Here is a 19,616-nt window from a genome sequence, read left to right on the forward strand (position 1 = left end):
GTGAACCCATGTCGGCCGGATCTGGCAGTTCCGATGGCACCTACGGCACCGACGGCAGCGCCTCCGATGCGATGCTGGCGGTCGGCCGCTTCTTCACCCGGTGGGACGAAAGCCCCGACGGGCGGGCGGTCTACCGGCAGGGCGGCCGGGCCGGGGATTCCTTCTACCGGGACCGCTGGAGCCATGACAAGGTGGTCCGCTCCACCCACGGGGTGAACTGCACCGGCTCGTGTTCCTGGAAGGTGTACGTCAAGGACGGCATCATCACCTGGGAGGCCCAGCAGACCGACTACCCGTCCGTCGGGCCCGACCGGCCGGAATACGAGCCCCGCGGCTGCCCCCGCGGGGCGGCCTTTTCCTGGTACACCTATTCGCCGACCCGGGTGCGCTATCCCTACGGGCGCGGCGTGCTGGTGGAGCTGTACCGGGAGGCCAAGGCCCGGCTGAAGGACCCGGTCCTGGCCTGGGCCGACGTCGTCTCGGATCCGGCGCGGCGGCGAAGCTACCAGCAGGCGCGCGGCAAGGGCGGGCTGGTACGGATCAGTTGGGCCGAGGCCGTGGAAATCGCCGCGGCCGCCCACGTGCACACGATCAAGACCTACGGGCCGGACCGCTGCGCGGGATTCTCGCCGATCCCGGCCATGTCCATGGTCAGCCATGCGGTGGGGACCCGGTTCATCCAGCTCATCGGCGGCGTGATGACCTCCTTCTACGACTGGTACGCGGACCTGCCGGTGGCCAGCCCGCAGGTGTTCGGGGACCAGACCGACGTGCCCGAGTCGGGGGACTGGTGGGACGCCACCTACCTGATGATGTGGGGGTCGAACGTTCCGGTGACCCGCACCCCGGACGCCCACTGGATGGCAGAGGTGCGCTACCGCGGCACCAAGGTGGTGACGGTGAGCCCGGACTATGCGGACAACACGAAGTTCGCGGACGCCTGGCTGCCGGCCCAGGCCGGCACCGATGCGGCCCTAGCGATGGCGATGGGGCATGTGATCCTGCAGGAGTTCTTCGTGGGCCGGCAGGTGCCCTTCTTCACCGACTACGTCAAGCGGTACACGGACCTGCCCTTCCTGATCACGCTGGTGCCCGCCCCGGACGGCAACGGACTGGTGCCGGGCAAGTTCCTCACCGCCGCGGACCTGCCCGGGCAGGAGGGGACCGAGGACGCGCAGTGGAAGACGGTGCTGCTGGATGCGGCCACGGGCAGCCCGATGGTGCCCAACGGTTCGCTCGGCTTCCGGTACAGCCCGTCCGGGGTCGGCAAATGGAACCTGGACCTGGCCGGCACCGACCCGGTCCTGAGCCTGTACGCGCCGGACGGCTCCGGGGACGTCCGCGAGGTGCGGCTGCCGTGCTTCGAGGCGCCGGACGGCTCCGGCACGGTGCTGCACCGCGGTGTGCCGGTGCGCGAGGTCGGCGGCAGGCTGGTCACCACCGTCTTCGACCTGATGCTGGCCCAGTACGGGGTGGGCCGGCCCGGGCTGCCGGGACAGTGGCCTGTCGGGTACGACGACGGCGGCTCGCCGTACACTCCGGCGTGGCAGGAGGGCATCACCTCCGTTCCGGCGGCCGCCTGCGTCCGGGTGGCCCGCGAATTCGCCCGGAACGCGGAGGAGTCCGGCGGCAGGTCCATGATCATCATGGGAGCCGGCATCTGCCAGTGGTTCCACGGCGATGCCACCTACCGGGCCGTGCTGTCGCTGCTGCTGCTGACCGGCTCGATGGGGCGCAACGGCGGCGGCTGGGCGCACTACGTGGGCCAGGAAAAGACCCGGCCCATCACCGGATGGGTGTCGCTGGCCAACGCCTTGGACTGGTCCCGTCCGCCCCGGACCATGACCGGCACGTCCTACTGGTACATGCATACCGGCCAGTGGCGGAACGACGGCTATTCGGCGCAGTCGCTGAGCTGGCCGCTGGCCGAAGGGCATCTGGACGGACTGCACACCGCCGATGCCATCTCCCGCTCCGCCCGGCTGGGCTGGATGCCGTTCTATCCGCAGTTCGACCGGAACCCGCTGGAGGTGGCGGACGAGGCCGCGGCGGCGGTGGGCGCCGGGGTCGCGGAGGACCCGGCCGGCTACGTGGCCAACCAACTGGTCACCGGCCGCCTGAAGCCGGCCGTCGAGGACGTGGACGCGCCGGGCAACTGGCCGCGGACCTTGGTGCTGTGGCGCTCGAACCTGCTCGGTTCCTCGGCCAAGGGCAACGAATACTTCCTGAAGAACCTGCTCGGCACCCACCATAACGTGATGGGCAACGAGGCCGAGGCGGGGATGGACCGGCCGCGGGACGTGGCCTGGCACGAGCAGACCGCCGAAGGCAAGCTGGACCTGCTGGTTTCGGCAGATTTCCGGATGACCTCGACCACGCTGCTCTCGGACATCGTCTTCCCGGCGGCCACCTGGTACGAAAAGCACGACCTGTCCTCCACCGACATGCACCCCTTTGTGCATGCCTTCAGCCCCGCCATCGATCCGCCCTGGGAGACCAAGACCGACTTCGAACTGTTCCACCTGCTGGCCGAGGAGCTTTCCCGCCAGTCCGCCGTTCACCTGGGCACCCGGCGGGACCTGGTGGCCGTGCCGCTGCAGCACGACACACCGGGCCAGATTGCCCAGCCCGGCGGCGTGGTCCGGGACTGGCGGGACGGCAGCACGCCGGCGGTGCCGGGCAGGACCATGCCGTCCTTCACGCTGGTCGAACGGGACTATACGAAGATTGCGGAGAAACTCTCCGCCGTCGGGCCGCTGGCGGACCGCCTGGGCTTCACAGTCAAGAACATCACCTACAAGCTGGACAACGCCGTGGCCTGGCTGTCCGGACGCAACGGCGTGATGCTCGGCGGGGTGGCCGACGGCCGGCCGGCGCTGGACACCGATGCCAAGCTGGCCGAGGCGATCCTGGCCTTCTCCGGCACCACCAACGGCGAACTGGCGGTGCACGGCTTCCGCGAACTGGAACGCCGGACCGGGCGGAAGCTTGCGGACCTGGCCGAAGGCTCGGAAGAAAAGTACATCACCTTCGCCGACACCCAGGCCGCGCCGGTGCCGGTGATCACATCGCCGGAATGGTCCGGCTCGGAAACCGGCGGCCGCCGCTACGCCCCGTTCACCACCAACGTGGAGCGGCTCAAGCCCTGGCACACCCTCACCGGCCGGATGCATTTCTTCCTGGACCACGACTGGATCCGGGACGTGGGGGAGGCACTGCCCATCTACCGGCCGCCGCTGGATATGCACCGCCTGTTCGGCGAGCCGCGGCTGGGCGCCGGCGGGGCCTTGGAGATCACCGTGCGCTACCTGACCCCGCACAACAAATGGTCCATCCACTCCGAGTACCAGGACAACCTGCTGATGCTCTCGCTCTCCCGCGGCGGGCCCACCTGCTGGATCAGCGCCGAGGACGCGTCAGCGATCTCGGTGGCGGACAACGACTGGATCGAATGCGTCAACGCCAACGGCGTCTTCGTCGGCCGGGCCATCGTCAGCCACCGGATGCCCGCCGGGGTCGTCTACGTGCACCACGCGCAGGAGCGGACCATCGACGTACCCAAGTCCGAGGCCACCGGCCGGCGCGGCGGGATCCACAATTCCGCCACCCGGCTGCTGGTCAAGCCCACGCACCTGATCGGCGGCTACGCCCAGCTCTCCTACGCCTTCAACTACCTGGGCCCCACCGGCAACCAGCGGGACATGGTCGCCACCATCCGCAGGCGTTCGCAGGAGGTGAAGTACTGATGAAAGTCATGGCCCAGGTCGGCATGGTGATGAACCTGGACAAATGCATTGGCTGCCACACGTGCTCGGTGACGTGCAAGCAGGCCTGGACCAACCGGGCCGGGGTGGAATATGTCTGGTTCAACAATGTGGAAACCCGTCCCGGGCAGGGGTATCCGCGCCGCTACGAGGACCAGGCGCGCTGGCGCGGCGGCTGGGAACTGAACCGGCGCGGCCGGCTCCGGCTCAGGGGCGGCGGCCGGCTGAAGAAGCTGCTCGGGCTCTTCGCCAGCCCGGTCCAGCCCGAGCTGAAGGACTACTACGAGCCGTGGACCTACGACTACCAGAACCTGGTCCAGGCCCCGCTCGGGGACGACTTCCCGGTGGCGCGGCCGAAATCCCTGATCACCGGCAAGGACACCAGGATCGAATGGTCCGCCAACTGGGACGACAACCTTGGCGGCACCGCGCAGCTGGGGCACCTGGACCCGGTGGTGGAACAGGTCCGCCGCGAGTCCGAGGACAGGATCAAGTTCGAGTTCGAACAGACCTTCATGTTCTATCTGCCGCGGATCTGCGAGCACTGCCTGAACCCCTCCTGCATGGCCTCCTGCCCGTCCGGCGCCATCTACAAACGCACCGAGGACGGGATCGTGCTGGTGGACCAGGACCGCTGCCGGGGCTGGCGCCAGTGCGTGACCGGCTGCCCCTACAAGAAGATCTATTTCAACCACAAGACCGGCAAGGCCGAGAAGTGCACCTTCTGCTACCCGCGGGTGGAGATCGGACTGCCCACCGTCTGCTCCGAAACCTGCGTCGGCCGGCTGCGCTACATCGGCATTTTCCTCTATGACGCCGACCGGGTGACCCAGGCCGCCTCCGCCGCGGAGAAGGACCTGTACCAGGCGCAGCTGGACCTGATGCTGGACCCGGAGGACCCGGCCGTGGCGGCCGCGGCCCGGGCCGGCGGAATCCCCGAGGACTGGCTGGAGGCGGCCCGGCGCTCGCCGGTGTACCGGCTGGCCAAGGTGTACCAGGTGGCGCTGCCGCTGCACCCGGAGTACCGCACCATGCCGATGGTCTGGTACGTGCCGCCGCTGTCGCCGGTGGTGGACCTGCTCAGCGGGCAAGGGCACGACGCCGAGGAGGCGGGCAACCTCTTCGGGGCGATCGAGGCGCTGCGCATCCCGGTGGAATACCTGGCCGGGCTGTTCACCGCCGGGGACACTCAGATCGTCACCGGCGTGCTGCGCCGGCTGGCCGCGATGCGCTCGTTCATGCGCGGCATCACCCTCGGCCAGGGCGCGGACGAAGCCATCGCCGCCGCCGTCGGCATGGACGCCGCGGCCATGTACGAGATGTACCGGTTGATGGCCATCGCCAAATACCAGGAACGCTACGTCATCCCGAAGGCCCATGTGGAGCAGGCCCACAACCTGGAGGAAATGGGCTGCTCCCTGGACTATGACCAGGGTCCGGGCATGTACCCCTCGGAGGCCTTCGGCGAGGCCAGCGGCAAACCGGTGCCGGTCGCCGTCGAAAACTTCCACGCGCTCAAGCAGCGCCAGACCGGCAGCGGCGAAGTCCAGCCCGGTGAGCTGCACGGACGGGTCAACCTGCTGAACTGGGACGGCCGGGGCACGCCGCCGGGAATGTTCCCCGAGCGGCGTGACACCCCGCACCCGGCCACCGCCTCGCCGGCCGACGGCGCCGGCACCGCCGGGCCCAGTCCCGACGCGGCCGGGCCCAGCGACCACGCCACGGGCGCCAGCGGGAACGACGAGGACAACAGGCCGCGGGAGCAGCGGTGAGGCGGCACCGGGTGCTCTACCAGGCCGCATCATGGCTGCTGGACTACCCGGGCCCGGCCCTGCAGGAACGGCTGCCGCTGATCCAACGGGCCCTGGCCGAGCAGCCAGGACCGGAGGCGGCGCTCGCCGGAAGGACAGCCGAGGGGCTCGCGGGGCGGCCGCCGGGGCAGCTGCAGCGGCAGTACGTGGAAACCTTCGACCTCAGCCGCAAGCACGCGCTGTACCTGTCCTACTGGACCGACGGGGACACGCGCCGCCGCGGCGAGGTGCTGGCCGGGTTCAAGCGCACGTACCGGCAGAGCGGCTTCCTGGCCGATACCCGCCGCGAACTGCCCGACTACCTGCCCATGGTGCTGGAATTCGCGGCGCTGGCCGACTACGCCGCGGGCAGGGAGCTGCTGCGCCGGTACCGGCCGGGCGTGGAGCTGCTGCGGCTGGCGCTGGAGGAGGCGGAGTCGGTGTACCGCTTCGTGCTGCAGGCGGTGTGCGCCTCGCTGCCCGGTCCGTCCCCGGCGGACCGGCAGGCGGTGATGGCCCTGGCCGGCTACGGTCCGCCGGCCGAGCAGGTCGGGCTGGAACCGTACGATCCGCGGCTGCTGCCGCTGCACGGGCCCGGCAGCGGGGATGAGGGAAGGCGCGAGGGAGGGTGACGATGGGTTTCCTGCTCTGGGGCGTGCTGCCCTACGTCATGGTGGCCATCCTGGTCGGCGGCAGCATCTGGCGCTACCGCTACGACCAATTCGGCTGGACCACCCGCTCTTCGCAGCTGTATGAGTCCCGGCTGCTGCGCATCGCCTCGCCGGTTTTCCACTTCGGCCTGCTGGCCGTGATCGCGGGCCATTTCTTCGGCCTGGTCATTCCCAAGTCGTGGACCGAGGCGGTGGGCATGAGCCAGGAGTTCTACCATTTCAACGCGCTGTTCGTCGGCGGCGTCGCCGGGGTCTGCACGCTCGGCGGCATCATCCTGCTCATTTACCGCCGGCGCCGGACCGGCCCGGTGTTCATGGCCACCACCAGGAACGACAAGACCATGTACGTGGTCCTGGTGGCCGCCATCGCCTTCGGACTGTGGACCACCCTCGCCAGCGTCTTCCTCGGCGGCCACGGGCACAATTACCGCGAAACGGTGGCCCCGTGGTTCCGCTCCCTGTTCATCTTCCGGCCGGACGTTGCGGCGATGGCCGCGGCGCCGTTCGCCTTCCACCTGCACACGCTGGTCGGCATGCTGCTGTTCGCCATCTGGCCGTTCACCCGGCTGGTCCACGCGTTCACCGCGCCGCTGCACTACCTCTTCCGGCCCTACATCGTCTATCGCAGCCGGGACCGGCAGCCCGTGCCAGGCAGCCGCGGCCGGCACCCGGGCTGGCAGCCGATCGGCACCAAGGACCGCGAACGGCGGCAGCCGTGACCACTACGTCCCGGGCGGCCGGCGGCAGGACGCGGAACCTGGTCCTGGCCACCACGGCGTCGGTGACGGCGTTCTGGGGCTGGACCATCATCGCCCCGCTGGGTGTGAGCTACACCCAGCAGCTGGGGCTGAACTCCACCCAGACGGCGGTGCTGGTCGCCATGCCGGTGTTTGTCGGCTCGCTGGGCCGGATTGTCGCCGGGACGCTGACGGACCGCTACGGCGGGCGGATCATGTTCACCGTCGTACTGCTGGCCACAGCACCCGCGGTGCTGCTGGTGGCCGTCGCCGGACTGCTGGGTTCCTACCCGCTGCTGGTGGCCATGGCATTCCTGCTCGGGGTGGCCGGAACGGTATTCGCCGTCGGCATCCCCTTCGTCAGCAGCTGGTACGAGCCGTCCCGGCGGGGCTTCGCCACCGGGGTGTTCGGCGCCGGCATGGGCGGCACCGCGCTCTCGGCCTTCCTGACGCCGCGGCTGGTCGGCAGCGTCGGGTATTTCACCACGCACCTGATCGTGGCCGTGCTGCTGCTGTCGGTGGCGGCCGCGGTCTGGTTCCTGATGCGCGAAGCCCCGGACTGGACGCCCAGCCGGACCCCCGCGCTGCCCAAGCTCAAGGCCGCGGCCCGGTTGAGGGTGACCTGGGAAATGTGCATCCTCTATGCCATCCTCTTCGGCGGCTTTGTCTCCTTCAGCAACTACCTGCCCACCTACCTGCGCGACATCTACGGCATGGACCTGACCGGCGCAGGCTCGCGCACCGCGGGCTTCGCCCTCGCGGCGGTGCTGGCCCGGCCGGTCGGCGGGATCCTCGCCGACCGGATCGGACCTAAGCCGGTGGTGCTGCTGTCGCTGTCGGCGGTCGCGGTGCTGGCCTTCGTGGTCAACCTGCAGCCGGAAGGGGAGATCCCCACCGGCCTGACCTTCCTGGCCATGGCGGCAGCGCTCGGGCTGGGTGCCGGCGGAGTGTTCGCCTGGGTCGGCACCAGCTCACCGGCAGGCCAGGTCGGACCGGTGACCGGCATCGTCAGTGCGGCCGGCGGACTGGGCGGGTACTTCCCGCCGCTGGTCATGGGCGCCACCTACAACGCGGCGGAGAAGAGCTACGCCATCGGCCTGCTGCTCCTGGCGGGGACCGCGCTGGCTGCGCTGCTGTACACCGCGTTCCTGCTGCACGCCAGCGGCAGCCGGATGAAGGGCAGTTCCGCACGGCGCCCCCGGGCCGCCGGCGGCCCGGCGTCGTAAGGTGCCCGGCGCCGCAGGGTGCCCGGCCCGGGACCGCAGGGGCCCGATTTGGTCCGGCGCGCACTGTCCCGTAAGCTTGGACTACCAAAGACCGTCGGTCGTTGAGGTTCCCGCCCAAAACAACTGGGAAAATCAACCGAAGAGTCCCGTGCCCGGGACGGCCTGCGCAGGTGAACGAAGCAGCTTCCGTGCGGCGCGCATGCGCCCGGAATGGATACCGCCCCGTGCATCTGCCCGGGGCGTTTTTTATGGCACGCGAACCTTCAGGCCGGCACTATTCCCCGGAAGGAGGGTTATGGCAACGCCAAACAAGGTGGCAGCGGTCGCTGAAATCACCAACGATTTCAAGGAATCCAACGCTGCAGTCCTAACCGAATACCGCGGGCTTACCGTTGCACAGCTCAAGGAGCTGCGTGTATCTCTCGGCCTGGACACCAAGTTCTCCGTCGTGAAGAACACCCTGACTGGCATTGCAGCCAAGGAAGCCGGCGTCGACGCGTTCGACGGCCAGCTCGCCGGTCCGACTGCAATCGCCTTCATCAAGGGTGACGCTGTTGCAGCAGCAAAGTCCCTGACGGATTTCGCAAAGGCCAACCCGCAGCTGATCATCAAGACCGGTTTCTTCGAGGGCAAGGCCCTGGACGCTTCCGGTGTGGCTGCCCTGGCCGCCCTTGAGTCCCGCGAGTTCCAGCTGGCCCGCGTGGCCGGCGTGCTCAAGGCTCCGATGTCTGCACTGGCCCGCACGGTCGACGCGCTGCGCATCAAGCTCGAGGAGAACGGCGGCGAGGCTCCGGCCGCCGCAGCCGAGGAAGCTCCGGCTGCAGAGGCGACCGAAGCAGCTCCCGCTGCAGAAGCAGCCGAGGCTGCTGCCGAAGAGAACTGATTCTCTTCCCCCACCCCAAACTCCCGGTGCGTGGCCGGCAGCCCTGACGGGCGCGGACCCGCACCACCTTAAAAGGAAGGACGCCACATCATGGCGAAGCTCAGCAACGAAGAGCTCATTGAAGCTTTCAAGGAACTGACCATCATCGAGCTCTCCGACTTCGTGAAGCTCTTCGAAGAGACCTTCGACGTCACCGCTGCTGCTGTCGCGGTTGCCGGCCCGGCTGCCGGCGGCGCTGCAGAGGCCGTTGAGGAGAAGAGCGACTTCGACGTCATCCTCGAAGCTGCCGGCGACAAGAAGATCGCAGTGATCAAGGAAGTCCGCGCCCTGACTTCCCTGGGCCTGAAGGAAGCCAAGGACCTGGTCGACGGTGCTCCGAAGGCTGTCCTCGAAGGCGCCACCAAGGAAGCTGCCGAGAAGGCCAAGGAAGTTCTCGAGGCTGCCGGCGCCACCGTCACCCTCAAGTAAGCTTCGCGCTTCACTGCAAAGAGCCCCGCACCGATTGGTGCGGGGCTCTTTCGCTGTCTGGGGGAGCGCAGTGGCTACTCCGGCTGGCTGATATCGGCCACGGTGGCCCCGAGGGCGGCGAGGAGTTCGTCGGCGGCCACGAAGGCGGAGTACCCGTGTTCCCCGGCGCCGAGCGAAATCCGCCGGCCGGCGATGGCGGCGTCGGCGTACACCGGCCAGGCCGTGCTGCTGCCCACCGGGGTGATGGTGCCGCGCCGGTACCCGGTGGCCTCGAAGGCGGTATCGGCCGGCGGCAGCGACAGCTTGTTCACCTGCAGCAGGGCCCGCAGCTTCGGCCAGGAAATCTGCCGGCCGCCGGGAACGAGCGCGAACAGGAACGATCCATCCTTGTGCTTGACCACCAGGGACTTCACGATGTCCTCCGGGTCGATGCCGAGCAGCCGGGCTGCCTCGTGCAGGCTGTGCGCGCGGGGCCGCTCGGCCACCTGCACCGCCAGTCCGAGGCTGCGGGCGCCGGCCAGGAACCGCACCAGCCCCGGGGCAGCGGCCGGATCTGTTGTCTGGACTGTTGGCTCTGTCTGCATACCGGGTACAAGGCCCGGCGGCCCGCTGGTATTCCGGCGGGCCGCCGGCTTTGGCTTAGTCGCGGTAGAGCAGCAGCGCCTCGCCCTGGCCGCCGCCGCCGCACAGCGACACCGCCGCCTTGCCCGCGCCGCGGCGCCTGAGTTCGTAGGCCGCATGCAGGGCCAGCCGGGCCCCGGAGGCGCCGATCGGGTGGCCCAGGGCGATCGCCCCGCCGTGGATGTTGCACTTCTCCAGCGGGTAGTCCAGGTCCTTCAGCGACTGCACGGCCACGGCCCCGAAAGCCTCGTTGATCTCGATGAAGTCCAGCTCCGCCACCGTCCAGCCGGCACGCGCGAGCGCCTGGTTGATGGCGTTCGAAGGCTGGGACTGCAGGGAGGTGTCCGGCCCGGCCACCTGTCCGGGCTTGCCGACGACGGCGAGCCAGTCCAGCCCGTGGTCCTCGGCGAATCCGCGGGTGGCCAGGACCACGGCGGCCGCGCCGTCGGACAGCGGGGAAGAGTTGCCGGCGGTGATGGTGCCGTCCTGGGCGAAGGCCGGGCGCAGCGGTGCCAGCGTCTCCACGGTGGTCTGCGGCCGGATGCCTTCGTCGTCGGCCACCTCCAGGACGGCGCCCTTGCGCTGCGGGACCTTGACGGGGACGATCTCCTCCGCCAGGATGCCGGCCGCCTGGGCGGCCGCGGCGCGCTGGTGCGAGGCCGCCGCGACCTCGTCCTGGGCGGTGCGCCCAATGTTCAGTTCGGTGTTCCGCCGTTCCGTCGAGGCGCCCATGGATTCGTGGTCGAAGGCGTCGGTCAGCCCGTCGTGGGCCACGGAATCGAGAGCGGTAATGTTCCCGTAGGTCCAGCCCTGCCGGGAGCCGGGCAGCAGGTGCGGTCCGTTGGTCATGGATTCCTGCCCGCCGGCGACGACCACTTCGGCCTCGCCGGCCCGGATCAGCCGGGCCGCATCGGTGACGGCGGCCAGGCCGGAAAGGCAGACCTTGTTGATCGTGACGGTGGGGACGTTCCAGCCCAGGCCGGCGCCGACCGAACTCTGCCGGGCCGGGTTCTGCCCGGTTCCCGCCTGCACCACATGGCCCATGATGACGGCGTCCACCTGCTCCGGGGCGACCCCGGCGCGTTCGATCGCCGCGGCGATGGCCTTGGCTCCCAACTGGACCGCGGTGAACCCCGCCAGCTGTCCGTTCAGCCGGCCGGTGGGGGTCCGGGCGCCGCCCAGGATGACCACATCGCCGCGGCCGGCCGTGCCGGTCCGGTCCCCGCGGTTCTCCGGGGCCGTGGCCAGGTTCTCAGTCATTTCGAATCCCGCTCGCTTTCATCGTTCCGTCGTGCCGGGGACCGTCCCCGTCAACAGGCTACCGGCCCGTACGGACCGTGTGCACCGGTGGACCGGCTGGCGGCCTATAGGCATAACGCCGCACGCCGGACAAATGATCCCGCCGCTGCGGCCGTGGCAGCCGTCGCCGCAGCCGGGCCAGGGCCGTACCGGAGCGGTGTAGGATGAGGGTTGTTGCGGCCAGGCAGGTCCGGGGGAGGCCACGGGGAGGCAGCGCAGGCCGGGCCGAAGGAAAATCCTGCCGGTAAAACTCTTGCCGGAACGGGGATCGAGCGCTATCCTGCCCACTGTTGGACAAATTTGGTGGGACGGGATAATCTTGTTGTTTGCGTCTTCCCTCTTAACCTTCGGCCTTCATATAGCGGTGGGCTTTGCCACGCCTTCCTGTATTTAACAGGACACCGGCGGGTGCGGATCATATAGCGGATCCACCAGGTTGGCTGGTGCCGGTTACCCGGCTCCGGCGGTGCGGAAGCGCAGGACAAGCCTGAAGGTCTGTGGAAGGATCCCTCTTGGTCGCCTCGAGCACCTCTAATACTGATACCGCTAACAGCCTGCTTGACGCGTCGTCGAACGACGGCGCAACCCGCAGGCTCTCATTCGCCAAGATTCACGAACCGCTGGATGTTCCGAATCTCCTCGCCCTTCAGACCCACAGCTTCGACTGGCTGGTCGGCAACGAGCGTTGGAAGGCGCGCGTCGCCCAGGCACAGGAAGAGGGCCGCCAGGGTGTGGCCACCACCTCCGGGCTGGCCGACATCTTCGAAGAGATTTCCCCGATCGAGGACTTCCAGGGCACCATGTCCCTGAGCTTCTCGGACCCGGAGTTCGCGGATCCGAAGTACACCATGGCCGAGTGCAAGGACCGCGACGCCACGTACGCCGCCCCGCTGTACGTCAAGGCCGAGTTCATGAACAACAACACGGGCGAAATCAAGCAGCAGACCGTGTTCATGGGCGACTTCCCGCTGATGACCGACAAGGGCACCTTCGTCATCAACGGCACCGAGCGCGTGGTCGTCTCCCAGCTGGTCCGCTCCCCGGGCGCCTACTTCGAGCGCACCGCGGACAAGACCAGCGACAAGGACATCTTCACCGCCAAGATCATTCCTTCCCGCGGCGCCTGGTTCGAGCTTGAGATCGACAAGCGGGACCAGGTCGGCGTGCGCCTCGACCGCAAGCGCAAGCAGTCGGTCACCGTGCTGCTGAAGGCCCTGGGCTGGACCGAGGGCCAGATCCTGGAGACCTTCGGCGAGTATGACTCCATCCGGGCCACCCTGGAGAAGGACACCACGGAGACCCAGGAAGACGCACTCCTGGACATCTACCGCAAGCTGCGCCCGGGCGAGCCGCCGACGGTCGAAGCCGCGCAGACCCTGCTGGACAACCTGTACTTCAACGCCAAGCGCTACGACCTGGCCAAGGTCGGCCGGTACAAGATCAACCGCAAGCTGGGCATCGACAAGTCCCTGGACGACGCCGACGCCTCGGTGCTGCACATCGACGACATCGTCGCCATGATCAAGTTCCTGGTCGCCCTGCACGCCGGCGAGAAGGCCATCACGGGCAAGCGCGACGGCGCGGACCATGAGATCCGCGTCGAGATCGACGACATCGACCACTTCGGCAACCGGCGCATCCGCGCGGTCGGCGAACTGATCGAGAACCAGGTCCGCACCGGCCTGTCCCGCATGGAGCGCGTGGTCCGCGAGCGGATGACCACCCAGGACGTCGAGGCGATCACGCCGCAGACCCTGATCAACATCCGCCCGGTCGTGGCAGCGATCAAGGAGTTCTTCGGAACCTCGCAGCTGTCCCAGTTCATGGACCAGAACAACCCGCTGGCCGGCCTGACCCACAAGCGCCGCCTCTCCGCGCTCGGCCCGGGCGGCCTGTCCCGCGACCGTGCCGGCATGGAAGTCCGTGACGTGCACCCGTCGCACTACGGCCGCATGTGCCCGATCGAAACCCCTGAAGGCCCGAACATCGGCCTGATCGGCTCGCTCGCCTCCTACGGCCGGATCAACGCCTTCGGGTTCATCGAGACGCCGTACCGGAAGGTTGTCAACGGCGTCGTCACGGACCAGATCGACTACCTGACCGCCGACGACGAGATCGAGTGCGTGATCGCCCAGGCCAACGCGCCGCTGGACGAGGGCAACCGCTTCGTTGAGGACCTCGTGCTCAGCCGCGAGCGCGGCGGCGGCGGCGAGCCGGTGCTGACCCCGGCGGACGAGGTCGACTACATGGACGTGTCCCCGCGCCAGATGGTGTCGGTGGCCACCGCCCTGATCCCGTTCCTGGAGCACGACGACGCCAACCGCGCGCTCATGGGTGCCAACATGCAGCGCCAGGCCGTGCCGCTGCTGCGTTCGGAGGCCCCGCTGGTCGGTACCGGCATGGAGCGCTACGCCGCGGTCGACGCCGGGGACTCGGTGGTCGCCGCCAAGGCCGGCGTGGTCAACGAGGTCTCGGCCGACCTGGTCACGACCCTGAACGACGACGGCACCATGACGCACTACCCGATCATGAAGTTCGCCCGTTCCAACCAGGGCAACGCGTACAACCAGCGGGTGCTGGTTTCCGAGGGCCAGCGGCTCGAGGTCGGCAGCATCATCGCCGACGGCCCGTCCACGGACCAGGGCGAGCTGGCGCTGGGCAAGAACCTGCTGGTCGCGTTCATGTCCTGGGAAGGCCACAACTACGAGGACGCGATCATCCTGTCCCAGCGCGTCGTCTCGGATGACCTGCTGACCTCGATCCACATCGAGGAGCACGAGGTCGATGCCCGCGACACCAAGCTCGGTGCCGAGGAAATCACCCGCGACATCCCCAATGTGAGCGAGGAAGTGCTGGCCCAGCTGGACGAGCGCGGCATCATCCACATCGGTGCCGAGGTCGAGGCTGGGGACATCCTGGTCGGCCGCGTGACCCCGAAGGGCGAAACCGAGCTGACCCCGGAGGAGCGCCTGCTGCGCGCCATCTTCGGCGAGAAGTCCCGCGAAGTCCGCGACACCTCCCTGAAGGTTCCGCACGGCGAGTCCGGAACCGTCATCGGCGTGCGCATCTTCGACCGCGACAACGACGACGAGCTGCCCCCGGGCGTGAACCAGCTGGTCCGCGTCTACGTGGCCCAGAAGCGCAAGATCACCGACGGCGACAAGCTGGCCGGCCGCCACGGCAACAAGGGCGTCATCTCCAAGATCCTGCCGCTGGAGGACATGCCGTTCCTGGAAGACGGCACCCCGGTGGACATCGTGCTGAACCCGCTGGGTGTCCCGGGCCGCATGAACGTGGGCCAGGTGCTCGAAATCCACCTCGGCTGGGCCGCCAAGCAGGGCTGGAACATCGAAGGCAACCCGGAGTGGGTCAGCAACCTGCCCAACCTGCCGCGCCAGACCGGCCCGACGACGGTTGCCACCCCGGTGTTCGACGGCGCCAGCGAGAACGAGATCACCAACCTCCTGGACGCGACCAACCCGACCCGCGACGGCGAGCGCCTGATCGGTTCCTCGGGCAAGGCCCGGCTGTTCGACGGCCGCTCCGGCGACCCGTTCCCGGACCCGATCTCCGTGGGCTACATGTACATCCTGAAGCTGCACCACCTGGTGGACGACAAGATCCACGCCCGCTCCACCGGACCGTACTCGATGATCACCCAGCAGCCGCTGGGCGGTAAGGCACAGTTCGGCGGCCAGCGCTTCGGCGAAATGGAAGTGTGGGCCCTGGAGGCCTACGGTGCCGCGTACACCCTGCAGGAACTGCTGACGATCAAGTCCGACGACATCCACGGCCGTGTGAAGGTCTACGAGGCGATCGTCAAGGGCGAGAACATCCCCGAGCCGGGTGTTCCGGAGTCCTTCAAGGTGCTGATCAAGGAAATGCAGTCGCTGTGCCTGAACGTGGAAGTCCTCTCCACCGACGGCACCACGATCGAGATGCGTGACTCGGATGATGAAGTCTTCCGGGCCGCGGAAGAACTGGGCATCGACCTCTCCCGGGCCGAGCCGAGTTCTGTCGAAGAGGTCTAAAGCGCCGCTCCGGCCGGTGCCCGCCGCGGCACCGGCCGGAGAGCCGACCCCTCTTCCCGCCACCCGCACAGACTTTCAGATTTAGAGAACAAGAGAGAACAGGGACCATATGTCCAGCGAATCCTCCTTCGGCCTCATGCGAATCGGCCTTGCCACCGCGGAAGAAATCCGTGACTGGTCTTACGGCGAGGTCAAGAAGCCGGAAACCATCAACTACCGCACGCTCAAGCCCGAGAAGGACGGCCTCTTCTGCGAGAAGATCTTCGGCCCGTCCCGGGACTGGGAATGCTACTGCGGCAAGTACAAGCGCGTGCGCTTCAAGGGCATCATTTGCGAGCGCTGCGGCGTCGAGGTCACCCGCGCCAAGGTCCGGCGCGAGCGCATGGGCCACATTGAGCTGGCCGCCCCGGTCACGCACATCTGGTACTTCAAGGGTGTCCCGTCCCGTCTGGGCTACCTGCTGGACCTGGCGCCGAAGGACCTGGAGAAGGTCATCTACTTCGCCGCCTACATGATCACCAGCGTGGACGAGCAGCGCCGCCACGAGGAACTGCCGAACCTGCAGGCCCAGCATGACCTGGAGAAGAAGCAGCTGGGCGATACGCGCGATGCCGACATCGCCGCCATCGCCCGCGACCTCGAGGACGAACTGGCCCGGCTCGAGGGCGAGGGCGCCAAGGCCGCCGACAAGAAGAAGGCCCGCGACTCGGCGGACCGCCAGATGGCCAACATCCGCAAGCGCGCCGATGCCGACATCGACCGGCTCGAGCAGGTCTGGGACCGCTTCAAGAACCTCAAGGTCGCCGACCTGGAAGGCGACGAGGGCCTGTACCGCGAGCTGCGCGACCGCTACGGCCTGTTCTTCGAGGGCTCCATGGGCGCCGAGGCGATCAAGAAGCGCCTCGAGAGCTTCGACATGGTGGCCGAGGCCGAGTCGCTGCGCGATGTGATCAAGAACGGCAAGGGCCAGCGCAAGACCCGGGCCCTGAAGCGCCTGAAGGTGGTCAACGCCTTCCTGACCACCACCAACAGCCCGCTGGGCATGGTGCTGGACGCCGTCCCGGTGATCCCGCCGGAACTGCGCCCGATGGTCCAGCTCGACGGCGGCCGCTTCGCCACCTCGGACCTGAACGACCTGTACCGCCGCGTGATCAACCGCAACAACCGGCTCAAGCGCCTGCTTGACCTCGGCGCCCCGGAGATCATCGTCAACAACGAAAAGCGCATGCTGCAGGAAGCTGTGGACTCGCTCTTCGACAACGGCCGCCGCGGCCGTCCGGTCACCGGTCCGGGCAACCGTCCGCTGAAGTCGCTGTCCGACATGCTCAAGGGCAAGCAGGGCCGCTTCCGCCAGAACCTGCTGGGCAAGCGCGTGGACTACTCCGGTCGTTCCGTGATCGTGGTCGGCCCGCAGCTGAAGCTGCACCAGTGCGGCCTGCCCAAGCAGATGGCGCTGGAGCTGTTCAAGCCGTTCGTGATGAAGCGCCTGGTGGACCTGAACCACGCGCAGAACATCAAGAGCGCCAAGCGCATGGTCGAACGCTACCGTCCGCAGGTGTGGGACGTGCTCGAGGAGATCATCACCGAGCACCCGGTGCTGCTCAACCGGGCACCAACCCTGCACCGCCTGGGCATCCAGGCCTTCGAGCCGCAGCTGGTCGAGGGCAAGGCCCTGCAGCTGCACCCGCTGGTCTGTGGTGCGTTCAACGCCGACTTCGACGGCGACCAGATGGCAGTGCACCTGCCGCTGAGCCCCGAAGCCCAGGCTGAGGCGCGCATCCTGATGCTGTCCTCGAACAACATCCTCAAGCCGTCGGACGGCCGTCCGGTGACCCTGCCCTCGCAGGACATGATCATCGGCCTGCACCACCTGACCACCAAGCGCGAGGGTGCTGTGGGCGAGGGCCGCGTGTTCGCGTCCCCGGCCGAGGCCATCATGGCGCACGACGCCGGCGAGCTGCACCTGAACGCCGTGGTGAAGATCCGCGTGCCCGGCTTCGTGCCGAGCGGGGACCAGCCGGCTCCCGAGGGCTGGGAAGAAGGCCAGCCTGCGCTGATCGAAACCTCGCTCGGCCAGGTCGTCTTCAACGAGACCCTGCCGGCGGACTACCCGTGGGTGGAGCGTGTGGCGGACAAGGGCCAGCTCTCGGCGATCGTCAACGACCTCGCCGAGCGCTACCCGAAGGTGGTCACCGCGGCCACGCTGGACAACCTGAAGGACGCCGGTTTCTACTGGGCGACCCGTTCGGGCGTGACCGTGGCCATTTCGGACATTGCCGCCCCGGCCGAGAAGGCCGCCATCATGGAGGTCTACGAAGCCCAGGCCGCCAAGGTCGAGTCCCAGTACGGCAAGGGCCTGATCGCCGACGAGGAACGGCGCCAGGAACTGATCGACATCTGGAACAAGGCGACCAACGAGGTTGCCGACGCGATGCGCAAGAGCCTGACCAAGGGCAACACCATCAACCGCATGGTGTCCTCGGGCGCCCGTGGTAACTGGCTGCAGGTCCGGCAGATCGCCGGTATCCGCGGTCTGGTGGCCAACCCGAAGGGTGAAATCATCCCGCGTCCGATCAAGTCCTCCTACCGCGAGGGCCTGTCGGTGCTGGAGTACTTCATCGCGACCCACGGTGCCCGTAAGGGGCTGGCCGATACCGCCCTGCGTACCGCCAACTCGGGTTACCTGACCCGCCGTCTGGTGGACGTGTCGCAGGACGTCATCGTGCGCGAAGAGGACTGCGGCACCGAGCGCGGCCTGGTCACTCCGATTGCGGTGGTGGACGCCAACGGCGAGCTGCACCTGCATGAAGAGGTGGAGAACTCCGCCTACGCCCGCACGCTGGCCACGGACGTGCTGGACGCCGAGGGCAACGTGCTGGCTCCGGCCGGTTCCGATGTCGGCGACGTGCTGATCGACCAGCTGTTCAACGCCGGCATCACCGAGATCAAGGTGCGCTCCGTGCTCACCTGCGAATCCGCCGTCGGAACCTGTGCGCTGTGCTACGGCCGTTCGCTGGCCACCGGCAAGACGGTGGACATCGGCGAGGCCGTGGGCATCATCGCCGCCCAGTCGATCGGCGAGCCCGGCACCCAGCTGACCATGCGTACCTTCCACACCGGCGGCGTCGCCTCCGCGGAAGATATCACCCAGGGTCTGCCCCGTATCCAGGAGCTCTTCGAGGCGCGTACCCCCAAGGGCGTCGCCCCGCTGGCCGAGGTGGCCGGCCGGATCAGCATCGAGGACGGCGAGCGCCAGATGCGCGTCATCGTCACCCCCGATGACGGTTCCGAGGAGATCGCCTACCCGGTGCTGCGCCGCGCCCGCCTGCTGGTCGCCGACGGCGACCATGTGGATGTCGGCCAGCAGCTGGTGACCGGTGCCAAGGACCCGAAGCAGGTGCTGCGCATCCTCGGCCCGCGCCAGGCCCAGAAGTTCCTGGTGGACGAGGTCCAGGGCGTGTACCGCAGCCAGGGTGTTGGCATCCACGACAAGCACGTGGAGGTCATCGTCCGCCAGATGCTGCGCCGCGTCACGGTCATCGAGTCCGGCGAAACGGACCTGCTGCCGGGCGAACTGGCCGAGCGCAGCCGCTTCCAGGCCGAGAACCGCAAGGCGGTGTCCGAGGGCAAGCAGCCGGCCAACGGCCGTGACGAGCTCATGGGCATCACCAAGGCGTCGCTGGCGACCGAGTCCTGGCTGTCCGCGGCCTCCTTCCAGGAGACCACCCGCGTGCTGACCCAGGCGGCCATGGAGGGCAAGAGCGATCCGCTGCTGGGCCTGAAGGAGAACGTCATCATCGGTAAGCTCATCCCGGCCGGTACCGGCCTGGACCGCTACAACAATGTGGCGGTGGAGCCGACCGAGGAAGCGAAGGCGAACCTCTTCACCGGTCCGAGCGCGTTCAGCGACTTCGACTACCCCGGAGTCGACGGCGGCCTGTCGCCGGAGTTCCACGCCATCCCGCTGGATGACTACGACATCGGCAACGAATACCGCTGACCCCTAAGCGGCAGAAGGCGCCCCCTGCAGACGGCAACGTCCGCAGGGGGCGCCTTGCGTTTCCCCTCCATCCCCCACCCCATCCACTCGACGGATAATGCCCTTTTCACGGCTGGAAATGGCAAT

11 protein-coding genes are annotated in these 19,616 nt (G+C 68.2%); 9 read left to right on the plus strand and 2 right to left on the minus strand.

Going from position 1 to position 19,616, the window contains the following annotated elements; genetic code table 11:
- Positions 1-8: 8 nt before the first annotated feature.
- From LVY72_RS06410 to rplL, 7 genes are all read left to right on the plus strand, one after another.
- Positions 9-3,746 (plus strand): nitrate reductase subunit alpha, encoded by a 3,738-nt coding sequence (locus LVY72_RS06410; protein WP_372463677.1) that lies wholly within the window; start codon positions 9-11, stop codon positions 3,744-3,746.
- The gene (gene narH / locus LVY72_RS06415) at positions 3,746-5,536 is read left to right on the plus strand and encodes a nitrate reductase subunit beta (protein ID WP_237818874.1); all 1,791 of its coding nucleotides are present in this window, start codon (positions 3,746-3,748) and stop codon (positions 5,534-5,536) included. The genes LVY72_RS06410 and narH overlap by 1 nt, the downstream gene beginning before the upstream one ends.
- Positions 5,533-6,186, plus strand: coding sequence for a nitrate reductase molybdenum cofactor assembly chaperone (narJ, locus tag LVY72_RS06420; RefSeq protein ID WP_237818876.1), 654 nt, complete (start codon positions 5,533-5,535; stop codon positions 6,184-6,186). Before narH ends, narJ begins: the two co-directional genes overlap by 4 nt.
- Positions 6,187-6,188: 2 nt before the next feature.
- Complete coding sequence (narI, locus tag LVY72_RS06425; RefSeq protein ID WP_237818878.1) at positions 6,189-6,944, plus strand: respiratory nitrate reductase subunit gamma; 756 nt, start codon at positions 6,189-6,191, stop codon at positions 6,942-6,944.
- Positions 6,941-8,188 (plus strand): MFS transporter, encoded by a 1,248-nt coding sequence (locus LVY72_RS06430; RefSeq protein WP_237818880.1) that lies wholly within the window; start codon positions 6,941-6,943, stop codon positions 8,186-8,188. The genes narI and LVY72_RS06430 overlap by 4 nt, the downstream gene beginning before the upstream one ends.
- A gap of 295 nt (positions 8,189-8,483) precedes the next feature.
- Positions 8,484-9,071 carry a 50S ribosomal protein L10 gene (rplJ, locus tag LVY72_RS06435; RefSeq protein WP_237818882.1) on the plus strand — a complete coding sequence of 196 codons (588 nt, stop codon included), beginning with the start codon at positions 8,484-8,486 and terminating at the stop codon, positions 9,069-9,071.
- Positions 9,072-9,161: 90 nt separating this feature from the next.
- Complete coding sequence (gene rplL / locus LVY72_RS06440; protein ID WP_237818884.1) at positions 9,162-9,539, plus strand: 50S ribosomal protein L7/L12; 378 nt, start codon at positions 9,162-9,164, stop codon at positions 9,537-9,539.
- A gap of 74 nt (positions 9,540-9,613) precedes the next feature.
- Here the strand turns inward: rplL and LVY72_RS06445 are convergent, their stop codons facing one another.
- Together LVY72_RS06445 and LVY72_RS06450 are read right to left on the minus strand one after the other, a co-directional pair.
- The gene (locus LVY72_RS06445) at positions 9,614-10,123 is read right to left on the minus strand and encodes an aminoacyl-tRNA deacylase (RefSeq protein WP_237818886.1); all 510 of its coding nucleotides are present in this window, start codon (positions 10,121-10,123) and stop codon (positions 9,614-9,616) included.
- A gap of 55 nt (positions 10,124-10,178) precedes the next feature.
- On the minus strand, positions 10,179-11,420 hold the full coding sequence (locus tag LVY72_RS06450) for an acetyl-CoA C-acetyltransferase (protein ID WP_237818888.1): 1,242 nt from the start codon (positions 11,418-11,420) through the stop codon (positions 10,179-10,181).
- 551 nt (positions 11,421-11,971) lie between these two features.
- Between LVY72_RS06450 and rpoB the strand changes: the two genes are divergently transcribed.
- Together rpoB and LVY72_RS06460 are read left to right on the plus strand one after the other, a co-directional pair.
- On the plus strand, positions 11,972-15,490 hold the full coding sequence (gene rpoB / locus LVY72_RS06455; protein ID WP_237818890.1) for a DNA-directed RNA polymerase subunit beta: 3,519 nt from the start codon (positions 11,972-11,974) through the stop codon (positions 15,488-15,490).
- Between the two features lie 109 nt (positions 15,491-15,599).
- Positions 15,600-19,490: a DNA-directed RNA polymerase subunit beta' gene (locus LVY72_RS06460; protein ID WP_237818892.1), complete on the plus strand. Its 3,891-nt coding sequence runs from the start codon at positions 15,600-15,602 to the stop codon at positions 19,488-19,490.
- Positions 19,491-19,616 lie beyond the last annotated feature (126 nt).

This window comes from Arthrobacter hankyongi (assembly GCF_022012395.1).
Lineage (GTDB): Bacteria > Actinomycetota > Actinomycetes > Actinomycetales > Micrococcaceae > Crystallibacter > Crystallibacter hankyongi.

Bases quoted from the DNA above. Each gene is read 5' to 3' on its own strand.
- LVY72_RS06450 (WP_237818888.1), bottom strand. From the start codon at position 11,420: ATGACTGAGAACCTGGCCACGGCCCCGGAGAACCGCGGGGACCGGACC.
- narH (WP_237818874.1), top strand. From the start codon at position 3,746: ATGAAAGTCATGGCCCAGGTCGGCATGGTGATGAACCTGGACAAATGC.
- LVY72_RS06460 (WP_237818892.1), top strand. From the start codon at position 15,600: ATGTCCAGCGAATCCTCCTTCGGCCTCATGCGAATCGGCCTTGCCACC.
- LVY72_RS06410 (WP_372463677.1), top strand. From the start codon at position 9: ATGTCGGCCGGATCTGGCAGTTCCGATGGCACCTACGGCACCGACGGC.
- narI (WP_237818878.1), top strand. From the start codon at position 6,189: ATGGGTTTCCTGCTCTGGGGCGTGCTGCCCTACGTCATGGTGGCCATC.
- LVY72_RS06445 (WP_237818886.1), bottom strand. From the start codon at position 10,123: ATGCAGACAGAGCCAACAGTCCAGACAACAGATCCGGCCGCTGCCCCG.
- rplJ (WP_237818882.1), top strand. From the start codon at position 8,484: ATGGCAACGCCAAACAAGGTGGCAGCGGTCGCTGAAATCACCAACGAT.
- rplL (WP_237818884.1), top strand. From the start codon at position 9,162: ATGGCGAAGCTCAGCAACGAAGAGCTCATTGAAGCTTTCAAGGAACTG.